Source organism: Clostridium pasteurianum BC1 (genome assembly GCF_000389635.1).
Classification (GTDB): domain Bacteria; phylum Bacillota; class Clostridia; order Clostridiales; family Clostridiaceae; genus Clostridium_I; species Clostridium_I pasteurianum_A.
Genome location: NC_021182.1, coordinates 999184 through 1024328, shown reverse-complemented (window position 1 = coordinate 1024328; position 25145 = coordinate 999184). Strand labels below are relative to the sequence as shown.

At 31.6% G+C, this 25145-nt stretch carries 26 protein-coding genes and 2 pseudogenes; 8 read left to right on the top strand and 20 right to left on the bottom strand.

The window, feature by feature from the left end:
- Nucleotides 1–145: 145 nt before the first annotated feature.
- Entirely contained in the window at nt 146–958 is an 813-nt protein-coding gene (locus tag CLOPA_RS04725; RefSeq protein WP_015614330.1) for a metallophosphoesterase, read from the top strand.
- Between the two features lie 65 nt (nt 959–1023).
- On the opposite strand, the gene CLOPA_RS04720 is transcribed toward CLOPA_RS04725, so the two are convergent.
- The 9 genes from CLOPA_RS04720 to fdhF form a co-directional block, all read right to left on the bottom strand.
- On the bottom strand, nt 1024–1470 hold the full coding sequence (locus tag CLOPA_RS04720; protein WP_015614329.1) for an MOSC domain-containing protein: 447 nt from the start codon (nt 1468–1470) through the stop codon (nt 1024–1026).
- Between the two features lie 38 nt (nt 1471–1508).
- Entirely contained in the window at nt 1509–2465 is a 957-nt protein-coding gene (moaA, locus tag CLOPA_RS04715) for a GTP 3',8-cyclase MoaA (RefSeq protein ID WP_015614328.1), read from the bottom strand.
- Between the two features lie 92 nt (nt 2466–2557).
- Nucleotides 2558–2689, bottom strand: coding sequence for a hypothetical protein (locus tag CLOPA_RS26405; RefSeq protein WP_278246033.1), 132 nt, complete (start codon nt 2687–2689; stop codon nt 2558–2560).
- Between the two features lie 101 nt (nt 2690–2790).
- Nucleotides 2791–3396, bottom strand: coding sequence for a molybdenum cofactor guanylyltransferase (locus CLOPA_RS04710; protein WP_015614327.1), 606 nt, complete (start codon nt 3394–3396; stop codon nt 2791–2793).
- A 3-nt stretch (nt 3397–3399) separates the two neighbouring features.
- Nucleotides 3400–3972, bottom strand: a complete 573-nt coding sequence (locus CLOPA_RS04705; RefSeq protein ID WP_015614326.1) for a 4Fe-4S dicluster domain-containing protein — start codon at nt 3970–3972, stop codon at nt 3400–3402.
- A 19-nt stretch (nt 3973–3991) separates the two neighbouring features.
- Nucleotides 3992–4507 carry a 4Fe-4S dicluster domain-containing protein gene (locus CLOPA_RS04700; RefSeq protein ID WP_015614325.1) on the bottom strand — a complete coding sequence of 172 codons (516 nt, stop codon included), beginning with the start codon at nt 4505–4507 and terminating at the stop codon, nt 3992–3994.
- Nucleotides 4508–4597: 90 nt separating this feature from the next.
- Nucleotides 4598–5122 carry a molybdopterin-guanine dinucleotide biosynthesis protein B gene (gene mobB / locus CLOPA_RS04695; protein WP_015614324.1) on the bottom strand — a complete coding sequence of 175 codons (525 nt, stop codon included), beginning with the start codon at nt 5120–5122 and terminating at the stop codon, nt 4598–4600.
- Nucleotides 5100–6308, bottom strand: coding sequence for a molybdopterin molybdotransferase MoeA (locus tag CLOPA_RS04690; protein ID WP_015614323.1), 1209 nt, complete (start codon nt 6306–6308; stop codon nt 5100–5102). Before CLOPA_RS04690 ends, mobB begins: the two co-directional genes overlap by 23 nt.
- A gap of 27 nt (nt 6309–6335) precedes the next feature.
- Nucleotides 6336–8477: a formate dehydrogenase subunit alpha gene (fdhF, locus tag CLOPA_RS04685; protein ID WP_015614322.1), complete on the bottom strand. Its 2142-nt coding sequence runs from the start codon at nt 8475–8477 to the stop codon at nt 6336–6338.
- Between the two features lie 777 nt (nt 8478–9254).
- Between fdhF and CLOPA_RS04680 the strand changes: the two genes are divergently transcribed.
- Nucleotides 9255–9746, top strand: a complete 492-nt coding sequence (locus CLOPA_RS04680; RefSeq protein ID WP_015614321.1) for a MogA/MoaB family molybdenum cofactor biosynthesis protein — start codon at nt 9255–9257, stop codon at nt 9744–9746.
- A 324-nt stretch (nt 9747–10070) separates the two neighbouring features.
- Here the strand turns inward: CLOPA_RS04680 and CLOPA_RS04675 are convergent, their stop codons facing one another.
- From CLOPA_RS04675 to tnpA, 5 genes and pseudogenes are all read right to left on the bottom strand, one after another.
- Nucleotides 10071–10646, bottom strand: a complete 576-nt coding sequence (locus CLOPA_RS04675) for a type II toxin-antitoxin system PemK/MazF family toxin (protein ID WP_155241978.1) — start codon at nt 10644–10646, stop codon at nt 10071–10073.
- A 139-nt stretch (nt 10647–10785) separates the two neighbouring features.
- Nucleotides 10786–11346, bottom strand: coding sequence for a GGDEF domain-containing protein (locus tag CLOPA_RS23580; protein WP_051115604.1), 561 nt, complete (start codon nt 11344–11346; stop codon nt 10786–10788).
- A gap of 34 nt (nt 11347–11380) precedes the next feature.
- Entirely contained in the window at nt 11381–12226 is an 846-nt protein-coding gene (locus tag CLOPA_RS23575) for an EAL domain-containing protein (protein WP_051115603.1), read from the bottom strand.
- Between the two features lie 131 nt (nt 12227–12357).
- Nucleotides 12358–13431 (bottom strand): IS200/IS605 family element RNA-guided endonuclease TnpB, encoded by a 1074-nt coding sequence (tnpB, locus tag CLOPA_RS04665; protein WP_015614319.1) that lies wholly within the window; start codon nt 13429–13431, stop codon nt 12358–12360.
- 21 nt (nt 13432–13452) lie between these two features.
- Nucleotides 13453–13840: pseudogene (gene tnpA, locus CLOPA_RS24145) on the bottom strand (IS200/IS605 family transposase).
- Between the two features lie 267 nt (nt 13841–14107).
- On the opposite strand from tnpA, the gene CLOPA_RS04660 reads away from it, so the two are divergent.
- From CLOPA_RS04660 to CLOPA_RS26400, 6 genes are all read left to right on the top strand, one after another.
- Nucleotides 14108–14803: a response regulator transcription factor gene (locus CLOPA_RS04660; protein ID WP_015614318.1), complete on the top strand. Its 696-nt coding sequence runs from the start codon at nt 14108–14110 to the stop codon at nt 14801–14803.
- Between the two features lie 230 nt (nt 14804–15033).
- Nucleotides 15034–15843 (top strand): YhfC family intramembrane metalloprotease, encoded by an 810-nt coding sequence (locus CLOPA_RS04655; protein WP_015614317.1) that lies wholly within the window; start codon nt 15034–15036, stop codon nt 15841–15843.
- Between the two features lie 5 nt (nt 15844–15848).
- Entirely contained in the window at nt 15849–16772 is a 924-nt protein-coding gene (locus CLOPA_RS04650; RefSeq protein ID WP_015614316.1) for an ABC transporter ATP-binding protein, read from the top strand.
- The gene (locus CLOPA_RS04645) at nt 16765–17652 is read left to right on the top strand and encodes an ABC transporter permease (RefSeq protein WP_015614315.1); all 888 of its coding nucleotides are present in this window, start codon (nt 16765–16767) and stop codon (nt 17650–17652) included. The genes CLOPA_RS04650 and CLOPA_RS04645 overlap by 8 nt, the downstream gene beginning before the upstream one ends.
- Before the next feature lie 78 nt (nt 17653–17730).
- On the top strand, nt 17731–18243 hold the full coding sequence (locus CLOPA_RS04640; RefSeq protein WP_015614314.1) for a DUF1648 domain-containing protein: 513 nt from the start codon (nt 17731–17733) through the stop codon (nt 18241–18243).
- Between the two features lie 42 nt (nt 18244–18285).
- Nucleotides 18286–18420, top strand: a complete 135-nt coding sequence (locus CLOPA_RS26400) for a hypothetical protein (RefSeq protein WP_278246032.1) — start codon at nt 18286–18288, stop codon at nt 18418–18420.
- Between the two features lie 168 nt (nt 18421–18588).
- Here the strand turns inward: CLOPA_RS26400 and CLOPA_RS04635 are convergent, their stop codons facing one another.
- The 6 genes and pseudogenes from CLOPA_RS04635 to CLOPA_RS25865 all read right to left on the bottom strand — a co-directional run bounded on the left by CLOPA_RS04635 (nt 18589) and on the right by CLOPA_RS25865 (nt 24806).
- On the bottom strand, nt 18589–18990 hold the full coding sequence (locus CLOPA_RS04635) for a sensor histidine kinase (RefSeq protein WP_041710793.1): 402 nt from the start codon (nt 18988–18990) through the stop codon (nt 18589–18591).
- Between the two features lie 46 nt (nt 18991–19036).
- Nucleotides 19037–19978, bottom strand: a complete 942-nt coding sequence (locus CLOPA_RS04630) for a histidine kinase dimerization/phospho-acceptor domain-containing protein (protein WP_041710791.1) — start codon at nt 19976–19978, stop codon at nt 19037–19039.
- Nucleotides 19971–20672, bottom strand: a complete 702-nt coding sequence (locus CLOPA_RS04625) for a response regulator transcription factor (protein WP_015614313.1) — start codon at nt 20670–20672, stop codon at nt 19971–19973. Before CLOPA_RS04625 ends, CLOPA_RS04630 begins: the two co-directional genes overlap by 8 nt.
- Nucleotides 20673–20785: 113 nt before the next feature.
- The gene (locus CLOPA_RS04620) at nt 20786–21544 is read right to left on the bottom strand and encodes an ABC transporter ATP-binding protein (RefSeq protein ID WP_015614312.1); all 759 of its coding nucleotides are present in this window, start codon (nt 21542–21544) and stop codon (nt 20786–20788) included.
- 4 nt (nt 21545–21548) lie between these two features.
- The gene (locus tag CLOPA_RS04615) at nt 21549–23870 is read right to left on the bottom strand and encodes an ABC transporter permease (RefSeq protein WP_015614311.1); all 2322 of its coding nucleotides are present in this window, start codon (nt 23868–23870) and stop codon (nt 21549–21551) included.
- 204 nt (nt 23871–24074) lie between these two features.
- Nucleotides 24075–24806, bottom strand: a pseudogene (locus CLOPA_RS25865) (GNAT family N-acetyltransferase).
- Nucleotides 24807–25145: the final 339 nt, after the last annotated feature.

Here is a 25145-nt window from a genome sequence, read left to right as displayed (position 1 = left end):
ACTTTCAACTGTACATTGTGCACTCTGTGAAAGCGATTCACACAAAATCCAATTCATATTTCATTAATTGTTCACAATCTCAATTTGACATAAAAGACCTACTTCATTTATAATTGAACATACAAATTTCTGGGAGGTGCATTTTATGAGATTACTGTATATAGTAATTTTCTTCCTAGGTATAGGATTATTATGGTCACTGCTTGAGGCTCAGGTAGTTAGAGTAAATAAAATTAAATTTAAAACAACAAAAGTTACTGATAAAATTAAAATAGTATTTATATCAGATACACATTATGGTGATTATTATTTCAAGCATAGATTAAAAAGTATAATAAATAAAGTTAATAGACTTGAGCCTGATCTGGTAATACTGGGCGGTGATTATCTATTTGTAGAAAGAAATACAAAATTTAATAAGACTGATTTAGATAAATTTTTTAATGAAATAAAACAAATAAAGTCTAAACACGGCATAGTTGCAATTTTAGGTAATCATGAGTATTATCTCAAGGAAAATATAAATCTATTGCTGGAAAGTATGGAAAAGTGCAAAATAAATCTACTGAAAAATAAAACTTACTCTATAAATTTTAAAAATTCCACAGTGCTTTTTCATGGAGTTGATGATTTAAAAAGTGGACAGGTTAACACTGACGTTCTTCAAATAAATGAAAAATATTTAAATATTATGATTTCTCATAATCCAGATTTCTTTGAAGAATACAATATAAATTTTGATATTGGCTTAAGTGGTCATACTCATGGAGGTCAGATAAATTTATTTGGACTATACGCTCCTGCAACAGAATCCTCCTACGGTCAAAAATTTATAAAAACTATTAATACTAAAGGTAATTCAATGATAATAACTTCGAAAGGTCTTGGCTGCAGTAGACTTCCTTTAAGATTTTTTGCTGTTCCTGAGATAATTGAATTAGATGTTAAACCGCAGTGATTACCTTTAGAACTTGAAAACTCTTGCTTGATCTAATTATTTTAGAAATAATTAGATCAAATATATTACCTATTTTTAATCTTCATAATTTCTATAGTATCTCCTGGTTTTATTATTCCACCTTTTAATACTCTTGTAAATACACCCTCCGTTGGCATTATACACTTTCCTACCTGCTGCTTTATGGCACAGCCTTTATGACACTCTTTTCCGATCTGAGTTATCTCTTGAACAGTGTCACCTATTTTTAATTTTGTACCTACAGGAAGCCTGTAGAGTACTATATCCTCTGTAGTAATATTTTCGGCAAATTTACCTGGCACTAGGCCTGTTACACCCATTTCTATCATTTTGTCTATACTTTCCTTAGCCAAAAGGCTTACCTGCCTGTGCCATTTTCCCGCGTGAGCATCTCCCTTAAGACCATATTCCTCTATGAAAATGCCTTCTTTTATAGAAGTTTTTATAATTCCTTTTTTATCACTAATGTTAATTGCTATAACTTTAGCCATTTCCCAAAATCTCCTCTTATATATATCTTGTATTGCTGTTAACCACCAATATCCATCATATTTCTGCTTATATAATTTCCATCCTCCAAATTGTGTTCCTTAGGCTTATTTATAATAATATTATCTATTAATTCACCAATATTTTTTCCCTGCCTAAGGGGCACTTTTAAGTCTATCTCCTCATTAGAATGAAGGCATGGCTTTATCTTACCATCTACAGTAAGCCTCATTCTATTGCAATTTTTACAGAATTTACAGGATATAGGGTTAATGAGTCCCACTCTACCCTTACCTGCTGAAAGTTTATAGTATTTTGCCGGAGAAGAAATATCTGTGGCTGCAGCTTCTGTTAATTCCGGCACCTTTTCCAGTACTATGTTATTTGAAATATAATTATTAAGAGACCAATATTTTAAAGCACCTATAGGCATAAGCTCTATAAATCTTACATCTATTTCTTCATATCTTGTTAAATTTACAAAGCTCTCTATTTCATCTTCATTAAAGCCCTTTATCAATACCACATTAATTTTTATGGGAGTAAGTCCAGCATTTTTAGCAACTTCTATTCCCTTCAGTACATCAGCTAATCTTCCGCCTCTGGTGATTTTGGAATACTTCTTTCCATCTAAAGTATCCATGCTTATATTTACTCTGTTAAGTCCAGCATTTTTTAAGTCCTCAGCATATTTACCCAGTAATATTCCATTGGTAGTCATGGAAAAATCCTTCACCTTTTGTAAGTTTCCTATGCCTTCTATTAAATTCAACAGCCCTCGTCTTACTAAAGGTTCTCCGCCAGTTATTCTAATTTTATCTACGCCCTTTTCTACAAAGCTTTCAGCTAAACTCTGTATTTCCTCCAGACTTAAAATTTCTTCATGGAGCATTTTTTTTATTCCCTTTTCAGGCATACAGTATTTACATCTTAAATTACATAAATCCGTAACTGATATTCTCAAGTAATTTATTCTTCTTCCATATGAATCAAACATCTCCCACCCCCGTTGTTATAGTTAAATTCATCTTATCCATATTTACTTATTTATATATAGGAACTTTTAAAGATAATCAAAACTATAAATAGTTATTTTCCGACAGATAAATATTCAGCTATTCCTTCTTCTACATGAATATATATCCCAATATTAATGCGAATTATATTATATTCATTATCATATAATGTATTTATGGAATTATCAATATCTTTCTCTTTCACAATCATATAGTATCTTCTGGAAAAATTTACACCCCTGGGGTGTAAATTTTACCATTTATTAGTTACTTCACTCTTTCTCACAATTATGAATTACCTTATCTTCACTGCTTACTCATTTTACTATACTTGATTACATCCTCTTGTGTATTAAGATTTAGAAACATATAAAGATTGCCGTCATATTTTCTTGCAATATTCTCTTTAATAAAATGAGTATTTATGATATTAATAAGTGCTAGCATAGATCTTCTATTTTCCATTATAAGCTTTTCTATTTTAGGAAATATTTCTGCAGAATAGAAGGCATTAAAGGGTTGTACTTTATCCCCCTGTTCTGTAACACAGGCATCCGCTTCAGTTCTAATCAGTTCCTTTTTCATGTATCTTATATAATCCAAATTTATATTTGGCATATCACAAGCCATAAAATATGCATATTTACTCTTACTCTCTTTAAGTCCTACATGAATTCCCGATAAAGGCCCCTTTTGCTTTATCTCATCAGACACTATTCTGCAGCAGCTGAAATCATCTCCATATTCATCCGGTTTATTAGTTACAATTACTATGTCCTGAAATTCCCTTTTAAGTTCATCTATTAATTTATACATCAATTTTACTTCATCTATTTTTAAAAACTGCTTGTCAAAACCCATACGGGAACTTTTCCCCCCAGCAAGGATTACTGCAGTTTTGAAATTATCCATAATTTACTCCATATTGGCTAGACTGCAGGCAGTGTTTTTTCTCTTTTTCTCAATATCCTCACCTATAGTCTCACCTTCAACCAGCCTTAAAGCATCCATAGGGCATACTTCCACACAAGCTGGCCCGTTTTCTCTTCCCACACATAAATCACATTTGTTGGCCACTAATTTTTCTTTACTGACAAATTTCCCATCTCTATTGCATTTAAGTCCTGTTTGTTTTATTACTTCGCCCTCTTCATCATGCTGTACAATTAGATCTATAGCTCCAAAAGGACAAGCAACCATGCAGGATTTACATCCAATACAGGTATCTTTGTTTATTAAAACTACTCCATCCTCATTGGTTATGGAACCATTAGGACATGCATTTCCACAGGGTGCATTTTCACAGTGTCTACACTGTACAGGCGCAGTTATATCTGCAGTTTTTATAACCTTTAGGCAAGGATTAAAATTTAACTTATCATTTTTCTTTGCTAATATATTTTTTTCTGAGTGAGCCATTACACAAGCTGCCTCACAGGTTTTACAACCTATACATCTGTTTGGATTTGCTATAACAAAACTGTTCATCTACTCTCTCTCCTTAATTCTAAAATCCCTTAGGTAAATTAATAGCTGCTTCTATACTTCGCTTTTCTTTCTCCTCTAATGGATTAATAAATCTTAGTGCCTTTTTAGGACATATTTTTACACATGCCTGAGTATCTTGCTCCTTACATAAATCACATTTATATGCAAATTTTGCTGAATCCTCAGCTTCACTTCCTACTTCCACTGCTCCAAAAGGGCAGGCCATTACGCAGGCTTTACAGGCAATACAGGCTTTTTCATCAATTATTATAGCATTATCTATTTCTTTTATAGCCCCTACAGGACATACATTTGCACAGGGAGCATTCTCACAGTGTCTGCACTGTATTGGCACTGAAAATTCTTCATTTTTAATTACATGAATTCTTGTTACTATAGGTATTCTCTTTCCTCCAACAAAAATCGGCTTATTAGCATTCTCCTTGCTGCTGTGGGCTCTAAAGCATGCCACTTCACAAGCTCTGCAGCCTACGCATTTACTGGCATCCCCTATTACAAAAGAATTAGTGTTCATAATTTTATTCAACCTTTCTTAAGTGTTTAGGCATCTGAAAATAAATAACAAATCAAAGATACCACCTATATTTTGAATTTAATAGTTTTTTCACTTTATAACCCTTTCCTCAATAAAACAGGCTACTTTTTCCACATCATTCAGATCAAGTTGTGGAAGCTTTATATCTTCTAATCTTTCATCTGTTGCCACAGCTATAATATTAGAGGAATCGAATTCGCTGCTATTTATTAGAAGCTTTGCTGCCCTTCCCTTTCTGTGTACTTCTATCTGTGGATAGCCATTACTTTTAAAACCCTCAATTATTATCAGATCCATACTTTGAAAGCGGTCTATTACACTTTCAATACTTTCCTCTTTCCGTAGTCTTTCAATCATGGCAAGTTTCTCTGCTGAAGCAATTATCATAGTATCTGCTCCAGCCTCAGTAAACCTGTAACTGTCTTTACCCTCTTTATCTATTTCAAATTTCTTTACATCATATTTTAGTACTCCTAGTCTGTAGCCCTTACTTTTAAATATTCTAATGAGATCCTCTATTAATGTAGTTTTACCCATATCCGATTTAGCTGAAATTATAGAAATCACTTTTTTATGAGAAAATGAAGTATCCATTTAAAATCTCCCCTGACTTTACACAGCTCTTTTCTTCCGGCACTATTACAACTCCATTTGCCTCAGTTACAGAGGCTAGTCCACTAGAACTCTGCCAACCTATTCTATATCCGTAATAGACTCCATTTACCTTTTGTATATTTACGTATATATACATTCTTTTTCCCTTTTTAAAATTATAATCATCCTTTAAAATCACAGGTAAAATATCAGTACATCTCTTTTTTCCCATAAATTTATCACAAGCTGGTATTATAAACTCCTGGAAAGTATTTATTGCTGCCAGTGGATTGCCAGGCAAACTAAAAAACAATTTATCCTTCACCACGGCAAAGGTTAGAGGTTTTCCAGGCTTTATTGCTACAGAATTAAATTTTATATCTGCTCCAAGCTCCACCAGCACATCTTCCACAAAATCATAGTCTCCTTTAGAAGCCCCTCCTGAAGTTACAACTATATCAGATACCTTTAGCGCTTCTTCAATCTTTTCCCTTATGAGGTTCTTATTGTCTTTTACCAGTCCAAAGGATATAGGCTTAAGTCCTGCATTTTTCAGCAGTGAAATCAGTGTATATTCATTGCTATTTCTTATCTTCCCCGGATAAAGCTCCTCTTCTATATTGATCAATTCATCACCAGTAATTATGAGAGCAACTGTTGGAGTTCTATATACAGGAATTTTACTATAGCCAAGGGAAGCCAAAAGCCCTATTTCAAAAGGCCTTATGACAGTGCCTTTAGCAAGAGCAAGGTCTCCTGAATTAATTTCTTCACCACGTTTAATTACATTTCTATCTGCTTTTACCTTATCATATACAAAAAGACTGATGCCCTCAATTTTTACCTTTTCAAACTGTATTACGGCATCTGCCCCTTTAGGTAGTGGTGCTCCTGTCATTATCCTAATAGCTTCACCCTTTTGCAATTCTCCTTCAAAAAAATCTCCTGCTTTAATAATACCTGTTATATTAAATTCTATTGGAGCTTCTCTTAACGCCTCTGCTGTTTCCTCACTCTTTATTGCATAACCGTCCATGGCAGATTTACTAAAGGGTGGTAAATTGTCTTTTGAATATATATCCTCAGAAAGAACCCTGCTTAAACTATCTAATATATATTTTTCCTCCACATTACCCAGAGGTGTTTCCTGTAAAATTATGTTCAAAGCCTCATCTCTACTAATCATCTAAATTTTCCTCACATAAAATTATTTTTATTTTACGTTTTTTACTCTCATTTGCTTCTTTATACTATCATAATTATCTTGAACATTTTTCTCTGCTTCTTCCTGATCCTGAATCCTCTCAAGCCTAACTGCACAGTATTTAAATTCAGGTGTCTTGGAAATTGGATCCAAGCTATCAATAGTAAGTTCATTACATGCACCTACCCACCATTGATAAGTCATATAAGTAGCACCTTTTTTTACCCTTTCCGCAACAGCAGCACGAGTGATTATACTACCTCTACGAGAACTGACTCTTACCAGTTCCTGATCTTTTATATTAAGTTCTTCTGCATCTTCTTTACTTATTTCTATATATCCAGGTTCATCTGCCAGTCTCTGAAGTGCACGACAGTTTCCTGTCATAGTCCTTACAGAATAATGTCCAATCTCTCTCACCGTAGAAAGTACCAAAGGGTAGCTTTCATCTACTAATTCCAGAGGAGACCTCCATTCACAGGCAAATAATTTTCCCTTTCCGCTTTCTGTCATGAATTTACCACCTTTATACAGATAAGGTGTACCTGGATCTTCCTCTGAAACACAAGGCCAAAGTACTGCCCCCTGTTTTTCTATCTTTTCATAACTTGCTCCAGCAAATTTTGGGCAAAGACTTCTCATTTCATCCCAAATTTCTTCTGTATTTTTATATTTCATAGGATATCCCATAGCAGTAGATATTTCACAGATTATTTCCCAATCATCCTTAACATCTCCCATTGGTTCTACAGCCTTTCTTATTCTCTGAAAGCCCCTGTCTGCAGCGCTGTATACACCATCGTGCTCTCCCCAGGAAGTGGCCGGAAGAATTACATCTGCATGAAGAGCAGTTTTATTCATAAATATATCCTGAACTACTACAAACTCCAGCTTATCGAGAGCCTGTCTAAGTTCTGCTGCATTAGGATCACTTTGAGCCGGATCTTCTCCAAAGATATAGTAAGCCTTTATCTTGTCCTGTTTAAGCACCAGCGCTGGTACCTCTGTTAAAAAGTGTCCTTTTTTACTAGGAAGCTTTACTCCCCAGGCCTTTTCAAATTTTTCCCTAACCTTTTTATCTTCAACAGATTGATAACCTGGAAATTTATTAGGAAGCATTCCCATATCGCAAGTACCCTGTACATTATTTTGTCCACGAACTGGTCCAATTCCCACATTAGGCTTTCCAAGATTTCCTGTTAATAGTGCCAGGGAAGCCAGTCCCTTTACTACATCCACTGCCTGTGAAAATTGGCATACTCCCATGCCGTATAAAATAGTAGCAGTTTTAGCTTTAGCATATATCTTCATAGCTTTTCTTATATAATCAGCACTGACACCAGTTATCTCTTCTGCGTATTCAGGAGTATATTTTTCTACTGCAGCTTTGTATTCCTCAAAACCCTCTGTATACTTTTTCACAAATTCGCTGTCATATAATTTTTCATTTATAAGTACATTGCCCAAGGCATTTACAAGAGCCATATTAGTTCCACCCTTTAGTTGAAGCCACAAATCTGAAATTTTTACAGTTTCTATTTTTCTCGGATCTGCTACAATTATTTTTGCACCCTTTTCCCTTGCCTTAATTATCCTTCTGGCTACAATAGGGTGGGTTTCAGATGGGTTATAGCCAAATACAAACACCACATCTGTGTTTTCAATCTCAGGAATTGAATTTGACATAGCCGCACCGCCTAATGAATAGTCAAGACCTGCTACAGAAGGGCCATGGCATACTCTGGCACAGTTATCAATATTGTTGGTACCCACTGCTGCTCTTATAAATTTCTGCATTACATAGTTCGGTTCATTTCCAGGCCCTCTTGCAGAGCCTGTACCTAAGATAGCATCAGCACCATATTTAGCTTTTATTCTCATAAGATTTTCTGCTGTAAATTTTATAGCTTCATCCCAGGAAACCTCTTCTAAAACACCACTTTTTCTTATCATTGGTTTCTTTAGTCTTGAGGTTAGAAGTTGAGGATCATTTAAAAAGTCCCAGCCGTAATATCCCTTTAAACAGAGCTTACCTTCATTGGTTACACCATTAGCTGGTTCTGCACGTACAATCTTTCCATCTTCTACTACTAAATATAAATTACATCCACTACCGCAATAGGGACATACTGTTAAAACTTTTTCTTCCATACACTACACTCCTCATATATCTATAAAATTATCCACAGATATTTCTTTGATAAGGCATATGAAAATAAATAATAGATCAAAGATGTGACGTATATTTTAAATTAAACAAGGAAACAGGTTCTGATGATAGTGGGCTATCAGAGGGTTCTGTTGACGCAGTAGAATTTAAAATATACTAACATACTGGCCTATTTATTTTTTGAATATGCCTAAATTAAAGTTATCCACATATTAACTTAGTTTATTGTATAAACAGAGTTCTTGGCATCAGGTGAAGTTTTTGTTTATGACCTCTGATGCTTACTAACAGAGTTCTTAGTATCGGTTTGTGATACTTATAAATCGTTGTCCTTTAGGGTAAATCGTTATCCAGGGACGTAGCCACTCTTTACTCCCACTTGTAAGATTCATTGATAATTTTTACACTGATAACGTATAAAAGACAAAACAAAAAACCAGTACAATGCATTTTCAATTTTATACATCTGCACTGGTTCATCTAAAAGTTAAAATATTAACTAAATATCTTTCTTTCCAATCAAACCATTGGGTCTATTAACTTTATTGTTATTAATATGGTTCTATCATTTTCTAGTACATATTTTACTCTCTTTATTTCTAATAGTCAAATCATAATACGACTTATTTTTCATACTTTTAGTTTAATATGACAAGTCACCACATTATATAATATTCAAATATTACAAATTGAAGTTTATTTACTAAAAAAAACTGTAGTATAATTACTATTAATAAGCTAACTAGGAGGAATAAAAAATGATAAGCACTGCAATATTAACCATAAGCGATAAAGGCTCCAGAAATGAAAGAGAAGACACCACAGGTCCATCTATAAAAGACACTCTCCCAGAGGATAAATACTCTGTAGACTATTACAAAATAATACCTGATGAAATTGACATTATAAAGAAGGAATTAATATACCTTTCTGACACTGTAGGCATCAATTTAGTGCTTACAAACGGAGGTACAGGTTTCTCTAAAAGAGATGTGACTCCTGAGGCCACAATAGATGTAATAGAAAAACAGGTGCCTGGAATCCCTGAGGCAATGAGAAATGCCTCTCTAAAGATAACTCCTAAAGCAATGCTGTCAAGAGCAGTAAGCGGCATAAGAAAAAGCACTCTCATAATTAATTTACCTGGAAGTCCAAAAGGAGCAGTAGAAAATTTAGAAGTAGTATTACCCGCACTTCCCCATGGTATTGACATTTTAACTGGAAATGCATCTGAATGTGGACGAAAGTAAAAATCAAGTTTTATTATTATTTTTAATAGTGGAGTAATCAAAAGGCTTCCTCATTATGCATAAATATACACAATGAGGAAGCCTCCTTATATGTTATATAATCTCCCGACCTTTGCCGAGTATGTTAGCGAAAAATATGAGAAAGAATCTCCTAACCAAAGCTAGGTATGTATCACACAAGTCTTATAATAACACCTTGTTATTATATAATCAATAGTTTTGTATAAATTTTTCTATTAATACCATAGTTATTTTTATGAAAACATATACATTTTATTAATAATTAATACTTATTATTAATAGATATTCATTTTTAATTATAATTTATACATTTATGGATAGCTTTAATTTTGGTTTTAAAATATTATTCAGGAAATCGTCTTCAAGTGTAGCAACGTGTCTGCCAAGCCTAACTTTTGATACCACCTTAATTTGCTCACATAAAATAGTTCCTGTAATTAAATTTTTTTCACCTTCTACTAGTTTGTAATCATTTTTTTTAATTTCAATATGAGTGGCAATTTTTTTTGGTCTATTGGATATAGGCACTATTATGGTTGTTGGTCCCCTATCGTTTCCCGTATTATTTTGGATAATTATTGCAGGTCTAATTTTATTCTCCTCTGAACCTATATTTTTTCCCAGCTGACAAGTCCAAATTTCTCCACGCCTAGGTTTAATACGGTTACTTAGATCTACATTTCCAATAATTGCTATTTTATCCATGTTCCATTGAACATATTCAAATATTTCTCTTATATTATATGCTCTTTTGGCAAAATCATGCATTTCAGAATTATTTATTAATTTTTCTTCAGTGGCATTAGCATAATCTTTTACTAATTCTCTAATTTTATACTCTGCTTTTTTAATATAACCCTCAATTTCAGTAATATTCATATCTTTAATCAACACATTACTCACATTATCACGCCTCCCTTAAAAGATTATATCATAAATTTTGAATATGTAAAAAGCACCTTAGAAGTAATTTAATAAATGTTTTACTCCCTAAGGTACTTATATATATTAAAAAATTTTACTCACTGGAAACATCTATGCCTTTTATAATATAATGACTTTTCTTTTCCTTTTTTACTTCCTTTTTTACAGCCGCTACAGATTTGGAAATCTCAGAAGAATTTGAAAAACTATTAAATTTTCCATAAATGCCAGCAATAGCTATGGAAGTCAACCCAAACATATTCTTACTTCCATTCCTATCGGAGGCTATTACATAACCCTTTTCTCTATCTTCTTCACTAAAGAAATTCAAAATTTCCTTATCAAAGACGGAAATAAAATCCTTACATATATCTGTGCAGTTTTCATAACCAGTTTCAACTACACATACAAAATCATCGCCTCCAACATGTCCAACAAATCCATTGTATGTTGTAGAAGAATTAATTTGATTCTGAATACAATTGGCTGTAAATTTTATAACCTTATCTCCATTTTCAAAGCCATAAGTGTCATTATAAACTTTAAAATTATTTAAATCAAAATATAGAACACAGAATTCTCTGCCATAAGAAATCGTATCATTCAGTACTCTGTCAATAATAATATTTCCTGGGAGTCCAGTTAATGGATTCAATTCCTTTGCATAGTTTTTTTCCAGTATGGTATAGTTACAATAAATTTTTTATTGTAACTATACCACAGTACTTAGATTCTTGGGTAACAATGACATAGTCATATATTTTTTCATTATTTCTTGCCATGGCAGCTTTTGAAACTTTATCTATAGGTGTATAATAATCTACAATTAGAGCTTGATTATCCATTACTAGAGAAACCGCTCTCTTTGAAAAAATAGCATTGCCATACTGTGTAGCTAGCATGGAATTTAAAGTATGCTCCATTACAAGGCCTGCTGGATAATTTTCGTCATCAACAATACACGCTCCTGCTGCTGTTGATTCAACGAAATAATTTTTTATTGCACTGCACAGTATTTTTAAGTTAAAAGCTGGTTCCTTTTTTACAATATGTCCAATATAGTGAGTTTTAAGCTCATAATATGAATTTAGACTTTTATTTAAATTAATTATTTTTTCTCTTATTTCCTCAGTGATATCAAAAAAAGTGTCTTTTGGCTTTTGGAGAAAGAAACCCTGTCCAGCATAAACTCCTAATTTAATTAAGGTATTAAGTTCTGCTTCGGTTTCTATACCTTCTGCTATAATTTTAAAATTTGTATTTTGTGCGAGACTTACAAAATTTTTAATTATTGCCTGTTTAAAACTATCCTTATCAATATCTCTTATGATATCCATATCTATTTTTATGTAATTGGGTTTTGTTTCCGCTATAGTTTTTAATCCAGAATAGCCCGATCCTACATCATCTATAGCAATTTTATACCCATGTTCAATATAATTATTTAAAATAGCTCTAAAACTTTTATAATCTTTAATAGAAGCCCTCTCCGTAATTTCAAAAACTATAGCTTCTGAAGAAATCTTATGTTTCATTAAAAGTATCTTGGAAAATCCCTTAGTGAACTACCACCACTTATAGAAGTGGATGGCTTCGTGGTCAATACTCCCAACGGAGCAAGTTTACCCACGCTAACAAGGTCGTTCCAACCTCGCTAATACCAAAATTATATTGCTAATTTCAGTAGATTCTTACTAGCATTTATATCTCTATCGTGATGTGCACCACAGCTAGGACAAATCCACCCTCTTAGTGCCAGATTTTTTACTTGTGGATTTTTACAGCCACATTCTGAACATAATTGGCTGCTGGCATAATTACTAGGTGCAATTATAATATCTCTGCCATACCAGCTTGCTTTATACTCTAACATTGTTCTAAATTCACTCCAACTAGCTTCGCCTATTACTTTAGCTAATTTTTCATTTTTCATCATATTTTTTATTTTCAAGTCCTCAATAACTATAGATTGATTTTCTCTAATAAGTTTAGTTGATAACTTGTGTAAGAAATCTTTTCTTTGATTCATTATTTTCTCATGTAACTTAGCAACTTTTAACCTGGCTTTATTTCTATTCATACTACATTTTTGTTTTCTTGATAAGTACTTTTGTAACTTTGCTAATCTTTTCTCTGATTTCCTAAACCATTTAGGATTACTGAAAACATCACCATTAGAGCATATTGCAAAATCTTTCAAGCCAACATCTATCCCTACTTTAGTATCAATTTTATGTAGTTTTATATTTTCTGTATCTACTAAAATTGATATATAATACTTGCCACTTGGGGTTTTAGAAACAGTACAACTTTTTATAATTCCATTGAATTTTCTATGTTCTTTTGTCTTAATCATGGATTTTAGTTTAGGTATCTTAATATATCTATTTTCTATAAACACAGTTCCATTTTGATTATTGGTAGTAAAGCTATGATAATTACTTTTCTTGCTTTTGAATTTGGGAAATCCAACAGTTTTATCTCTAAAAAAATTTTTATAAGCCTTATCTAGGTTTAATTGAGTATTACAAAGTGCTAAACTATCAACTTCTTTCAGCCACTCAAATTCAGCTTTATATTGTGAAGGTGTGTTTTTCAACATTTTACCAGTCTTTTCATAGTGATTTATTTTATCTGCTAACATCTTATTATATATGAATCTAGTACAGCCAAAAGTTTTTGCTAAATATATTTGTTGTGCTACATTTGGGTAAATCCTGTATTTATAAGCCTTTAGCATATCATCACCTTATTTCATCCCCTAATTTTCTATATACTTTCTAACTATATCTATAGGAGCGCCACCAGTTGTTATAAGACAATAACTTCTACTTCAAAAATACTCTTTCCATAACTATTTTATTATATGTGGAAATTCTTTTTTTATAAGTCTGCTGCTAGCACTTTTATAAGCATTTAGGAATTTAGATATATCTGTGTTTGGAGAACCTCTAAACAAAAGATGTACGTGATCTTTATCATGATTCCACTGGCCTAAAACAATATTATATGTTGGACATATATACTCGAATATTTCTTTTAGTCTGTTTGATATTTCATCATTTATTACTTTTCTTCTATACTTTTATAACTAATACTAAGTGATAATTTAACAAGAATACTGAATGATTATTAGTATCTAAGTTAATTATAATAACCTCATTCTCAATTTTACTACTGATTTTATAATATATCACTTTTTATAACTTATCAAAGATTTATTATTTTAGGTATCGAACCTAAGATAATAAGAGCTATCCATCTCCAAACTATTGAGGATTGGAGAATTACGCCCTTTTAGTTAAAATATACTTCAAAAAGGTTCTTTTTTGAGGGTAAGGCTTTTTTTACACTGACCTTTAAGATCGTTCCAGATTAATCCAAAAGATGTTATAATACACAAAGAGGTGATTTGTATGAAATCAAATATCAATATATTGATAACTGAGGATGATACAGATATCAATACATTACTGTGTGATATATTGACAAAAGAATGCTATAACGTCCGGGCTGCCTATTCCGGTTCTGAAGCTAGAATGTGCATAGAACAGTATGACTATGACATAGTTCTTCTCGATTTAATGCTTCCGGGAATCAGTGGCGAAAATCTCATATCTGAAATAAGAAAGCTGAAAATTATGCCTATTATAGTCATATCGGCAAAAGTATCCCAGCAAGATAAAATAAATGTATTAAGACTGGGAGCAGATGATTTTATAGGAAAGCCCTTTGATATACATGAAGTACTTGCAAGAATACAAGCTCAATTAAGGCGATATAAAGAATTTTCATCAGTAAACATAACAGATAAAAAATTGAGCTATAAAAATATAATTTTAGATATGGAATCAAAAGAAGTTTTAATTAGAAATAATCCTATTATTCTAACCTTTAGAGAATACTCCATATTGGAATTATTAATGTCTAATCCAAAAAAAGTTTTCACAAAGGCCAATATATTTGAAACTGTGTGGAAAGATAATTTTTTTGGTGATGACAATACAATAAATGTACATATAAGTAATCTCCGAACAAAGCTTGCTCAGGCAGATAATGAAACAAAATATATTCAGACAGTATGGGGTATAGGGTTTAAACTGCATGAATAAAATAATTTTTTCCAATTGTCAATTTACACTGGCGAAAGTTTGTCTCGTTCTTTTCTTAAATTGTAAATTCAAATCTTAATGTTTTCTTAAGATTTGCTTTAATCCATCTTATCTATTCTATATGATAATAAGTTTGAAATCTTTAATATACATTAAAGAAAATCTACTATAGGATACCAGTTAGTAGATTCTGCAAGAATTCTATATATGAATAAGAAGGAGTGATTTTTATGGTTAGTAATATGTCAATAATAGCTATGATTATTTCTATAATTTTATCTATTGCTTTTCCATTGGCCTTATTAATTTATTTTCGTATTCGCTGTAAAATAAGTTTTGCCGCTGTAGGTATAGGTGCCGCAATATTTATTGTGTTTTCACAGATATTAGAGAGATTAATGCATTCCTATATGTTATATGACAATAATGCTACTTCCAACCTGCTGAAAAACCCATTAGTCTTTGCCATCTATGGCAGCTTAGCAGCAGGAATTTTTGAAGAAGTAGGCAGATTTGTAGGTTTTAAGTTTTTTCTTAAAAAACATAGAGAGTGGAAAGACGGAATAGCCTATGGCATTGGGCATGGTGGTATTGAAGCTATACTAATTGGTGTTTTGGGAAACTTAAATAATATAATATATTCAAAAATGATTAATGCAGGCACTTTTGAAAAAACTTTAGGCCAGGCATTATCAGTAAGTAAATTGGAACAAATTAAATCTTCTCTAATTAATACTTCCCCCTTAATTTTTACTGTATCTGGAATAGAAAGAATACTAGCAGTAACACTCCAATTAGGGCTTTCTCTTTTAGTACTTTATTCCATTAAAAAGAGAAAATATGTTTTTCTTCTGCTGTCTATAGTTATTCATGCGTTAGTTGATTTTATGGCAGTTTTTTTGGCGCAAAAAGGAGCCAATACCTGGACAATAGAAGGCATTGTACTGGTATTTGCAGTAATCAGTGTTGCATTTATAGTTAAATCAAGAGAATTATTTTTACTTGAGAAAATTCAAAAGCCTGACAATATAATGAGGTAAAAGATATGAAAGATATAGTATTAAAAACCCATAAACTCTGCAAAAAATATGGCAGCGAATTTGCTGTAAACAATATTAGCATAACCATAAACAAGGGAGACATATACGGCTTTATTGGAAGAAACGGAGCTGGAAAAACTACCTTAATAAGAATGATAACTGGACTAATCCATAAAACCAGTGGTGAAATTGAACTTCTTGGAAGCTCAGGCAATATAACTTTAGATGAAGCCAGGTCCATGACTGGAAGTGTTATAGAAACTCCTACCTTTTATGGTGATATGACTGCCAGAGAAAATCTTGAAGTTTCAACACTGGTCAGAAATATTCCCGGAAAACAGTGCATAGAAGATGTTTTAAATATGGTAGGTTTAAAGGATGTTAAGAAAAAGAAGGTCAAAAATTTTTCCTTAGGCATGAGACAGCGTTTAGGCATTGCCAATGCACTTTTAGGAAATCCCCGTTTGCTAATATTGGATGAACCCATAAACGGACTGGACCCAGTAAGTGTAGTGAAAATAAGAGAACTGCTAAAAAAAATAAATAAAGAAAAAGAAACTACTATATTAATCTCCAGCCATATATTAAGTGAACTCTCAGAGCTAGCCACCTGCTATGGAATAATTAATAATGGCAAATTGGTAGAAGAAATTACTTCAGAGGAACTAAGTGAAAAGTGTAAACAGTATATAGAACTTAAGGTAAATAACACTAAAGGAGCTGTAGTTTTATTGGAAACTGAGCTTGACATTAAAGACTATGTGGTTCATGAAAATAATATAATAAAAATTTATAGTAATCTTGATGATGTCGGGAAAATCAATACCTTACTTTCCACTAATGGTATAATTATTGAAAAAATTCTTTCCAAAGGACAAAATCTAGAAGAATATTTCTTAAATGTTATAGGAGATGAGGCAAATGTGTAGACTAATTCATGCAGAAATCTATAAATTATTTAGAATGAGAGGCTTTAAAATATTGTGTATAATAGCACTAATACTTGGAATATCTATGGCTGGTTTATCAAAATTATCTTCTTCTGAAGATTTTTTGAAAAGCAGTTTAAAAAGTTTTCCTCCAGAACAGCAGCAGACATATATAGAACAGCTAAAAAAAGCAAATGCAGAATCCTATTCTAAAGTAACAATTGGCAGTATGGGGTTTTTTGTCCATTCCAAGGACATCTTCCATCCTACTGGTAAAGATGTTTTCCGTGCTTCCTTTGGCATAGGTGTAATAGAAATATTGGCATCAGTGCTTATAGGCTCTATGATAGCCATAGAATACTCTTCTGGAACCATAAAAAATATACTTGCCTATGGCAAAAAAAGAGAATATTATTATATAGCTAAAATAGTTGCTGCTTTTGTTGGCTTTACTATAATATTAGGCCTAATGGTTACTTCAACTACCATTATAAGCAGTTTTACTTTTGGATGGGGGGCTCCATTTGCCATTAACGATGCACTTTATATATTAAAAATATTTGCTGCTGCCCTAGCAGTTGGTCTTGGAACTATTTCTTTTTTAATATTTATATCAACCCTTGTAAAAAGCAATGGTGGCACTATACTGATAGGCATAATATTATTTTCAATTTCACCTATGTTCATTGCTTTTTTATATGGAAAATATACCTGGTTTGACAAACTTTATAAGTGTATACTACCCTATAATTGGGCTTTAGCTACCTCCGCTGCTGTTACTAATAATGAACTTTTAAGAGCCTCTTCATTAGGAATTATAACATTATTAATAACTGCTGCAGCTGGAATTGCTGTATTTAAAAATCAAGACATAAAATAATTAGAAAAATTCGCACCCCTAGAGTGTAAGAATTGGAAATTTACATCCCAGGGGTGTTCTTAAAAGGAGGTCATTATTATGACTGAAAAAAGACCTGTTTTAAAATTAAAATATTCAATTTCTGAAAAAATCATTTTTGCATTAACTGTACTAATACTTATATCAGACTTTATACTTATTGCAATATATTGGAGAAATATGCCTTCCATAATACCAACACATTTTAATTTTTCTGGTAAACCTGATGGCTGGGGGGGAAGAGGTAGTCTTTTAGTGGTTCCAATAACAAACCTGTTTATATTCATATTACTTGCAGTACTCAGCAAATTCCCTCACATTGGTAATTATCCTGTAAATATTACTGAAAAAAATGCCAAGTATCAGTATAGTAATGCTAGAAAATTAATGATTGTAATGAATTTGGAAATAGTGTGTCTTTTTTTCTATATATTCTTAAGCGAAATATATTCAGCCCTAGATAAAAGCAATGGACCTGGAATTTTATTTTTACCTGTATTCTTATTAGTGATTTTTGGTACTACTGCATACTTCGCAATTAAAATGTATAGGAACAAACCCCCTATCACATAACTTTTACCTACTATAAACTTAAAGCTTATGTACATTCCATTTATGGCAATGTTGTCAATAGGCATATATGCTTTATACAGACTGATAAAACAAGCTTCTGCCTTTGCAAGCCTTGGTATGAGTATAATAATCCTTGGAATAAATATATTTTCTATCTATGTAAATGTTTTTCATTAGATTTTTGATAACACCCTAAGGGTGAAAATTGAAAATTGGAAAAAATTGCACCCCTGGGGTGCAAAATTAGGAGGTAGATTAAAATAAAACTTTAACTTTTCCTGTCTATCTTTTTATTTTTAGCAAGCTTTTGAAAGCACCTCCACTTTTGTTTTGAGACTCCGTTTTTTATATTGGAAGCGCAAAACAAATAGTTGTCCCATTAGATGAAGATTCAACGCAATTTATAAAGCCACCATGGGCTTCAAGAATATATTTAGAAATAGAAAGACCAAGACCGGAACCGGGAATATTCTGATTTCTGCACTTTTCCGCTCTATAAAATTTATTAAATATAAATGGAATATCCGCAGAGGAAATGCCTATGCCTGTGTCCTTCACATAAACCTTAATATACCTTCCTGTATTTTCGAAGAATATAGAAATGGTTCCCCCCTTTTTTGAATACTTTATACTGTTTGAAACCAAATTATACATTACCTGCGAAAGTCTCTTTTTATCTCCATTTAGCACTAAGTTAGGAATTTTATCAAGAACAATAAAATGAAGTCCTCTACTCTCTACTTCCACAGATAAGTCCTCCAATAAATCTTTAAAAAAATCACCACAGTAGAGCTTAACAAAGTGATATATTCATTTTGTTAAGCTCTGCCTTTGAATGTTCTAAAATATCCTCAAGAAGCTTAGATAACATTCTTACTCTGTTTAAGATTATTGAGCAATAATTTTCAATACCAGCCTTATCTTTAACAATACCATCCTTAATTCCTAAAACGTATCCATGAATAGCCGTTAAAGGGGTTTTAATATCATGAGACAAGCAAGCTAAGAGCTCTTTTTCCTTTGATTTTATTGAGACTTCCTTTTCCTTTGAATACTTAAGTTCGTCTCTCATAGCCTCAAAATCGTGGCAAAAGAGGCCAATCTCAGTATCATAATCGTATTGTATTTTATAAGAAAAATCTCCTTTTAAGATTCTGCGAGCACTTTCATGAAGAGTAGCCAAGGGAGATAAAATATCTTTTCGTGTAAAAATATAAGTAAGAATTACTAGTATAATTATAATAAGCAAAGCAATTGTTATAGGTATTATATTTAAAAAGGTTAAAAATCCCGGAGCAATAGATAAAAATTTATCCTTGGGAATTAGAAAAATTACTGTACCTACTTGAGTATTATCTATAATCAATGGCTCAGTATATTTAATAATTTCGGGCTGCTCAAGGGAAGCTTTGTTATCATATTCCATAAAGTCGTTTAAATTTACTACAGTATCTTTTTTATATTTAACAATAGAGGAGGACAAAACCCTGCCATTTAAATCTATAACTGCATAGGGAAAATCGGTTTTCAAAGGAGTGGTAAAATCCCTTTTAATTAAAGCTTCTTCTATATTAGTTTTTATAGAAGAAGTTAAAAGTCTACCATTATTAACAGTAGGATAAAAAGTATTTTTGTTATATATGAGAGCAGAAGAATAAATGATAACAAAAGTAATTAATACAATTATTGATAAAGACAGCACTTTTAATTTGAAGGATATGCTTTGGTTATTCATCTAAATCCTCCTCCCATTTATAGCCAACGCCCCACACAGTCTTAATATAATTTACATTGTATAAAGAAAGTTTTTCGCGAATTCTTTTTACATAAACGGCGATAGTATTTAAATCTCCAAAGCCGCTTAAACCCCATACATTATCATAAAGCTGTTCCTTTGAGAATACTTGAGATGGATATTGAGATAGGAAGTCTATTATTTCAAATTCCCTAGAGGTTAAATGAATCTCTTTATCCTTGTAGGTTACTTTATAGCTTTTACTATCGATAATTAACTGGCCAAACTCCTTCTTATCAGGAATATTTTTTAAAGGAGTTGAAAATGTTTTATATCTTCTAAGATGAGCTTTTATTCTAGCTATTACCTCCATGGGAGAAAATGGTTTAGTAATATAATCATCAGCACCAACCCCTAAGGATAAAATCTTATCTATATCACCACTTTTAGCAGATATCATTACTACAGGTATATGGGAAGAACTTCTGATGGTTCTGCAGATCTCAATGCCATCAATCTCCGGCAGCATTATATCTAAAATAATAATATCAGGATTAAAGGAGTTAAAATCAGAAACAGCAGTTCCTCCATTATGGCAGCACTGAACTGTGAAACCTTCACTTGTTAAATAATCTCTTAATAAATTTCTAATATCCTCATCATCCTCAATTATAAGAATTTTTTCATTAGACATATTATCCCCCCGAAATACTTTAATAAGGCATACGAAAATAAATAGTCTAGCATATTGACTAGTTATTTATTTGAATATGCCTAAATATATTTTATCATAAAAGAAAGAGAGTTTTACCACCCTCTTTCCTTTAAAAATTCGAATATTAAAATGTCTCTATTTTTGTAGTCTTCCTTTGAGAACTTACCTAAGGACAATTCACCGTCAATTCTGCCATCTTTAAGGTATATTAATCTAGAAGCACGGGAGGCAGCCTTTAAATCATGGGTAACCATTACCACTGTTTGTCCCTTATTATTTAAGTCTGTTAATATGTCCAGAACTTCTTCCCCTGCTGTGGAGTTAAGAGCTCCAGTAGGCTCATCTCCAAATAGTATTTCGGGAGAGGTAATTATGGCCCTGGCCATTGCTACTCTTTGCTGCATACCACCAGAAATTTCCGAAGGGTATTTATCCTTGGCCTCTGTTAACCCAAAGGTTTCAAGAAGCTTTAAGGTTTTTTCATTAATATCTTTCTTATTTTTATTTACTCCATAACCGCAATAAGCTATATTTTCAAACACAGTTATATCTGGCAGTAAATTTATACTTTGAAATACAAAGGAAATGTCTTTCTTTCTAATGAAGGAGAGTTCCTCCTCTTTCATTGAAGTAATTTCATTATCAAGAAGCTGTACAGTACCGCTGGTTGCCGAATCCATACCACTTAAGGTGTATAGCAGCGTAGACTTACCAGAGCCGGAGCTGCCCATAATTACAGTAAAATCTCCTTCATATATGTCTAAATTTAAATTTTTTATCACATTAAGAGCAGTTTTCCCTGTGACAAAGGATTTACAAAGATTGTTAGCTTTTATAACTGAAGTTTTCATAAAATCACTCCTCCATTAATTCAGTAGGCTTAGTATTTTTTATAGCGGTGCAGCATATAAGTGTAGTTACTAATATTAAAAGGACCATAGCCGTTATTAGCAGCAGCATTGTTATAGGAGATATTATTAAAACATCTAGATTACTAATTACTGCAGCAATCATAGGTCTTGCTACAGTTAAATTTAACAAGATAGATATAATAGTACTAAATAATGTTAATATCAATATTCTATATAGATATCTGTTTCTTATTTCTTTAGTGGTAAAGCCTAGTGCCTTCATTATTCCAAAGTTTCTTCTATTATCTCTAATATTCATTATGATAATATTTAGTATTGTTATGGAACAAAAGGCTATAAATACCACAGTTAATAAATTGCTCATAGGGAGCATGGTACCAGGGATAGAATCAATGTTATATTTAAGCAAAGGGTGAATATCACTGGCATCTAAATTGGAATATCTATTATTAATATATTTCTTAAATCCTTCTATATCAGTACCAGCTTTAAGGTTTACAAATATTTCACTGCCTATAAATTCAGGAAGCTCTTTTTCTACTGCAGAGTTTAATATTCTTATACCATATCCGTTGGACATCATTGAACTATAAGAGCCTGATATTAAATAGGAGGCTTTTTTATTATTTATAGATAACTCTATATAGTCTCCTACAGATAGCCCTGCTTCCTTTAATATTCTTAAAGAAACAGCTACTTCCTTAGAATTTTCAGGATTATGACCCTCAATGATAGTAAAACCTAAATCATTATTATAAGAATTCATGGCAAACACATTATATATTGTGCTTTTTATAGAATATTTTTTAGTATCAAGTTCTACCCCAGTTAGCATTATGGAACCATAAGCATAATTTTTAACTCTATTATCCTTCTTTACCTCATTCAAAACCTCCTTTAAAGCTCCTGCTGAGGTAACCGATGGGGCACTAATGGTTACATTACTTTTAGGTAGCCCAAGCCAAATATTAGTATTTTCCTTCATCTGGGACATAGTTACATTAAAATTACCAAAGAGCAATACTAAGCTTAGCGATAAGGTTAAAGTCAATGTAATAAGAGCAGTAACCTTTTTATATTTAAACATATCGTTTATTGCCAGGGCTAAGGGAAAAGTAGTGTTTTTAATCAGTGATTTTGTCAGCTTTTCCCTTGAAGAAGTAACACCAGTTCTAAGAGCCTCCACTGGGGAAATCTTATTGGTTCTTTTGATTACAAAATATAAATTTATAATTACTACTAAGGGAAATAAAATTATTGTAGCTAGAATAACCTTAAAGTTAATATTTACATCTTGAAAATCACCAATATACTTTAAAATCTTAGAGGCCGTATAGTTTAAGATAGGAATACTGCACAGAGCTCCAAGTATACTTCCAATAAAGGCAGTTATTGAATAACCTATAATGTAGAATTTAAGGATTTCTCTTTTAGAAAAACCAAGAGCTTTATATATTCCAATTGATTTATACTCTTTTAAAATATTATTCCATAGGATAAATCGTATCAGCAGCACTGAAACAATAAACACCAGAATTGAAGCTAAGGTGGAAGCACCGCCTATCATAGAAGATGTACTAGTCGAACCTAAGATTAATAAATCTTTATCCGCTACGAATCCACCAACCTTTACAGCCGAGGTTAAGTCTTTTTCTACATTAGCAACATTAGTCCCCTTTTTATTATCTATAAAAATAAATGTTGCTTTCCTAAAGGAAGAAAAATCCTGAGCACTGTTCTTATTGATATATAAAATAATTATACCAATCATAGGAGAGGGTTGAAGAGAGTCATTAATTAGGGAAGTAACCTTTAAAGTGACGTCCTTAGTCTTTGTTTTAAAGGTTAAGCTATCTCCAATGGCAATATTATAATTATCTGCTAGAAGCTTTGTAATCCACACTTCACCTTCTTTTGGACAAATGGTGTTATTTGATGAGTCACCTTTATTTAAGCCAAAGGGAAGATTTTTGATATCTTCTATAGGCATGATGTCATACATTGAAAGCTTTAAATTTTTACCCTTGTGATAAAGGTCGTTGCCAGAGGTGAAAGCCTCAATAGCTTTAACATCCTCAATAGCTGAATTGCTTTTACCCCATTGCAGTACATCCTTTGTAGAACTTTCATTAGCATTATAACAAATTAAATCGTAAAATTTATCGTTGGAGTAAAATTCATTAACATACCCTTGAATAGAGGTTAGCATTGACAAACTACTTGTAAATATTAAGGAAGATAGAAATAATAAGATTCCTATTAGAAAACATTGAAGTTTTTTCTTTTTCAGCTTTTTCCACCACATATAAGCACATCCTTTCTTTAATTCTATAATACCTAAGAAAAATTAAAGAAAAATAGTTAAATTATTAATGAAATCTTACAACATTTCTTGTCAGTATATTTTTAAACTGATCATTCGTGAATCTATTTTTATTCACCTCTTATAAAAAACCTATATTTTACAGTAAACCTGTTTCTTATTTAATACCCAGCATAATATTTATAATTACTCTTTAACTCTATACCAATATTGATACAATTCTTTAAATCCAAGTTTTGAATACAATTTTAGTGCAGGTAAATTATTTAACATAACTTGCAAATAAGCTTTTTCTATTCCTCTATTTTTACCAAATTTTATTATGTTCTTAATTAATTATTCACCATATCCATGATTTCTGTAACTTTTATCAACAACTATATCAAACAATCCTATATAATTATTTTCTAATACACCCAATCCACAAGCTATAATTTCGCCGCTTAATGATAATGAAACAAAACAACTTTCATTATTAATATTTTGAAGTATTTTTTTTAATGTAATTTTATCATTAATATTTACAGAATTTAATTTACAATAATTATTTAACCATTCTTCATTAACCTGGGTATATACCTTTATCTTAGTAAATTCAGGTTCATCAATATCTGATAAATTCAATAATTGTACACTTGTATGGTCAATAGATTTATACCCTCTATCTTCTAAAATATTATCCAAATTTATTGGAAAAGCCTTTGAAGTCATTTTAAACACAGTCTTTAAATTTTTTTTCTCAAAAATTTGTTCACATAAATTAATTTTTATATTAATATCCTTTGATGAATAATATAATGGATTAACAGAATTGGCTCTCTTCGTATATCCATTTGCAAATCTAATTATCCATCCATCAATAAATAGATTTTGAATAGATGGCCATGCATTCATTGATAATTCTTCTATTTCTCTCATTTTGTCCCCCATGTGAAATTTAAATTTTTTTCAAATATTTAAAATAGACAATAGTTCTAATATCTATTCTGATTTCATAATCTATATCCAACAATTTAAAATCTGAATACTTTAATAAATATTCATGAATTTTCAAACCAATTAATTCATATTGCCCATCTACCAGTATATTATATATGACTTTTCAATGCCTCCTTAGAAATTTATATTTTGCATAATTATTTATATTTATTTATAATTATACATTATATCATTTTAAAGTAAAGATTTGTGATGATATATTCATACCTTGATACTTATTAAAATTTAATTCCTTCAAAGGGCTTATATAAATTTACA

Bases quoted from the DNA above. Each gene is read 5' to 3' on its own strand.
- CLOPA_RS23575 (WP_051115603.1), bottom strand. From the start codon at position 12,226: ATGAAACATAAGATTTCTTCAGAAGCTATAGTTTTTGAAATTACGGAG.
- CLOPA_RS04645 (WP_015614315.1), top strand. From the start codon at position 16,765: ATGTGTAGACTAATTCATGCAGAAATCTATAAATTATTTAGAATGAGA.
- mobB (WP_015614324.1), bottom strand. From the start codon at position 5,122: ATGGATACTTCATTTTCTCATAAAAAAGTGATTTCTATAATTTCAGCT.
- CLOPA_RS04700 (WP_015614325.1), bottom strand. From the start codon at position 4,507: ATGAACACTAATTCTTTTGTAATAGGGGATGCCAGTAAATGCGTAGGC.
- CLOPA_RS04690 (WP_015614323.1), bottom strand. From the start codon at position 6,308: ATGATTAGTAGAGATGAGGCTTTGAACATAATTTTACAGGAAACACCT.
- tnpB (WP_015614319.1), bottom strand. From the start codon at position 13,431: ATGCTAAAGGCTTATAAATACAGGATTTACCCAAATGTAGCACAACAA.
- CLOPA_RS26400 (WP_278246032.1), top strand. From the start codon at position 18,286: ATGGCAATGTTGTCAATAGGCATATATGCTTTATACAGACTGATAAAA.
- CLOPA_RS04675 (WP_155241978.1), bottom strand. From the start codon at position 10,646: ATGAATATTACTGAAATTGAGGGTTATATTAAAAAAGCAGAGTATAAA.
- CLOPA_RS04615 (WP_015614311.1), bottom strand. From the start codon at position 23,870: ATGTGGTGGAAAAAGCTGAAAAAGAAAAAACTTCAATGTTTTCTAATA.
- CLOPA_RS04650 (WP_015614316.1), top strand. From the start codon at position 15,849: ATGAAAGATATAGTATTAAAAACCCATAAACTCTGCAAAAAATATGGC.
- CLOPA_RS04705 (WP_015614326.1), bottom strand. From the start codon at position 3,972: ATGAACAGTTTTGTTATAGCAAATCCAAACAGATGTATAGGTTGTAAA.
- fdhF (WP_015614322.1), bottom strand. From the start codon at position 8,477: ATGGAAGAAAAAGTTTTAACAGTATGTCCCTATTGCGGTAGTGGATGT.
- CLOPA_RS04720 (WP_015614329.1), bottom strand. From the start codon at position 1,470: ATGGCTAAAGTTATAGCAATTAACATTAGTGATAAAAAAGGAATTATA.
- CLOPA_RS04640 (WP_015614314.1), top strand. From the start codon at position 17,731: ATGACTGAAAAAAGACCTGTTTTAAAATTAAAATATTCAATTTCTGAA.
- moaA (WP_015614328.1), bottom strand. From the start codon at position 2,465: ATGTTTGATTCATATGGAAGAAGAATAAATTACTTGAGAATATCAGTT.
- CLOPA_RS04680 (WP_015614321.1), top strand. From the start codon at position 9,255: ATGATAAGCACTGCAATATTAACCATAAGCGATAAAGGCTCCAGAAAT.
- CLOPA_RS04725 (WP_015614330.1), top strand. From the start codon at position 146: ATGAGATTACTGTATATAGTAATTTTCTTCCTAGGTATAGGATTATTA.
- CLOPA_RS04620 (WP_015614312.1), bottom strand. From the start codon at position 21,544: ATGAAAACTTCAGTTATAAAAGCTAACAATCTTTGTAAATCCTTTGTC.
- CLOPA_RS04710 (WP_015614327.1), bottom strand. From the start codon at position 3,396: ATGGATAATTTCAAAACTGCAGTAATCCTTGCTGGGGGGAAAAGTTCC.
- CLOPA_RS04655 (WP_015614317.1), top strand. From the start codon at position 15,034: ATGGTTAGTAATATGTCAATAATAGCTATGATTATTTCTATAATTTTA.
- CLOPA_RS04625 (WP_015614313.1), bottom strand. From the start codon at position 20,672: ATGTCTAATGAAAAAATTCTTATAATTGAGGATGATGAGGATATTAGA.
- CLOPA_RS04630 (WP_041710791.1), bottom strand. From the start codon at position 19,978: ATGAATAACCAAAGCATATCCTTCAAATTAAAAGTGCTGTCTTTATCA.
- CLOPA_RS04660 (WP_015614318.1), top strand. From the start codon at position 14,108: ATGAAATCAAATATCAATATATTGATAACTGAGGATGATACAGATATC.